We start from the raw sequence: 1,574 nt of genomic DNA on the forward strand, positions 1-1,574 counted from the left end.
AAACAAAAACCCACCTACAGGTGAGTTTTTTGTTTTATTCACTAGCTTGCTCCCATTGTTTAGAGAGGTAGCGAGAGTAGCTAGAGATGGCAAAGTTGACCACGAAATAGGCTAAAGCCACGATACCGTATAATGTAAAGATTTGGCTTGGTTCGTAGTAACCACCCATCAAAATCTGACTCTTACCAAATAATTCCTGTAAGGCGATAACAGAGTAAAGGAAAGAAGTATCCTTGATGACTGTTACGAATTGAGAAATGATAGATGGTAACATCTTACGAATAGCTTGTGGGAAGATGATGTAAATAAAGATTTGTCTGTTGTTAAATCCTTGAGACAAGCCGGCTTCCGTTTGGCCATGGTCGATAGAGTTCAGTCCCCCACGAATGATTTCCGCCAAGGCCGCTGAAGTGAAGACCGTGAAAGAGGTAATTCCTGCCGCTGTAGACTTAAGCTGGAAGACCAAGAAGATAATGAAAATCCAAAGCAAGTTAGGAACGTTACGAACGAACTCAACGTAGATAGAAGCCATCCAACGAAGAATAGGATTCTTTCCGTTACGCATAACCGCCAGAATAGTTCCGAACAAGGTAGACAGCACAATGATGAAGAAAGACAAGTAAAGGGTCGTCCACATCCCTTGTGCCAAGAATTTAAGGTTAGTAGCTGATAAAACTTCTGACATAGTGAACCTCCTTAGTAAGCTTTCTTATTCTCTTCTTCTTTACGACGTGCCCAAGTAGCTAGAGGGAAACACATGATAAAGTAGAGGAAGGCAGCCCCAGCGAAGGCCGGCACATAGTTAGTGGTATCATAAGCCCAAGCCTTAGCCGTGAACATGATATCAGCCCCAGAAATAATGGCAACTGTAGAAGTATTCTTAATCAAGTTAACCACTTGGTTGGTTAACGGTGGCAAGATAGTACGGACTGCTTGAGGCAAGATGATGATACGCATGGTATCAGCGTAGGTGAATCCTTGAGACAAAGCCGCTTCGGTTTGACCTTTAGGAACCGCCTCAATACCTGTACGAATAATTTCAGAGATATAGGCTCCTGTGTAGACCCCCACACAAAGGATGGCTGTCAATGAAATTGGGATCATGACATGACCATCAGTTAAGATTGAAATTCCATAGAAGACAACCACGAATTGGACAAGCAAGGGTGTGTTCTGGAAGATTTCGACATAAACACGTGAAATACCGCGAAGAACCTTGTTGTGAGTAGAGCTCATAGCCCCAAAGATGAGCCCAAGAAGAAGGGCAACAATCAAGGCACCAATCGAAATGCCAAGGGTATAGAAGAAACCTTTGGCAAATTGTCCAAAGTTAGCGAAGAAAGCAGCCCAACGTTCAAGAGCGAAAGGACTAGCCGTTTCAGTTAAAAGATACATAAATTCAGGACTCCTTTCTATTTATCTTCAGCTTTAGCTGGTTTCAAGTGATACTTATCGTAGAGCTTTTGAAGGCTACCATCTTTTTGCCACTTAGCCAACAAATCGTTGGTATAATCAATCAACTCTTGGTTAGACTTGCTTGAAGCAATACCGTATTCTTGTGTTTTGAAACCTTC

The 1,574-nt window shown here is 42.4% G+C and carries 2 protein-coding genes and 1 pseudogene; all 3 read right to left on the bottom strand.

The annotated features are described in order from the left end of the window. Positions 1 to 34: 34 nt before the first annotated feature. The gene (locus tag HMPREF2867_RS08475) at positions 35 to 685 is read right to left on the bottom strand and encodes an amino acid ABC transporter permease (RefSeq protein ID WP_037601175.1); all 651 of its coding nucleotides are present in this window, start codon (positions 683 to 685) and stop codon (positions 35 to 37) included. A gap of 11 nt (positions 686 to 696) precedes the next feature. Next, a complete protein-coding gene (locus HMPREF2867_RS08480) occupies positions 697 to 1,395 on the bottom strand; it encodes an amino acid ABC transporter permease (RefSeq protein ID WP_002886251.1) in 699 nt (232 codons plus the stop codon). 17 nt (positions 1,396 to 1,412) lie between these two features. After that, positions 1,413 to 1,574, bottom strand: a pseudogene (locus HMPREF2867_RS08485) (glutamine ABC transporter substrate-binding protein); the annotation flags it as partial.

The organism is Streptococcus sp. HMSC064H09 (assembly GCF_001812625.1).
GTDB lineage: Bacteria > Bacillota > Bacilli > Lactobacillales > Streptococcaceae > Streptococcus.

What these genes read in the sequence shown, in the direction of transcription:
- HMPREF2867_RS08475 (WP_037601175.1), bottom strand. Translation starts at nt 685, where the DNA reads ATGTCAGAAGTTTTATCAGCTACTAACCTTAAATTCTTGGCACAAGGG.
- HMPREF2867_RS08480 (WP_002886251.1), bottom strand. Translation starts at nt 1,395, where the DNA reads ATGTATCTTTTAACTGAAACGGCTAGTCCTTTCGCTCTTGAACGTTGG.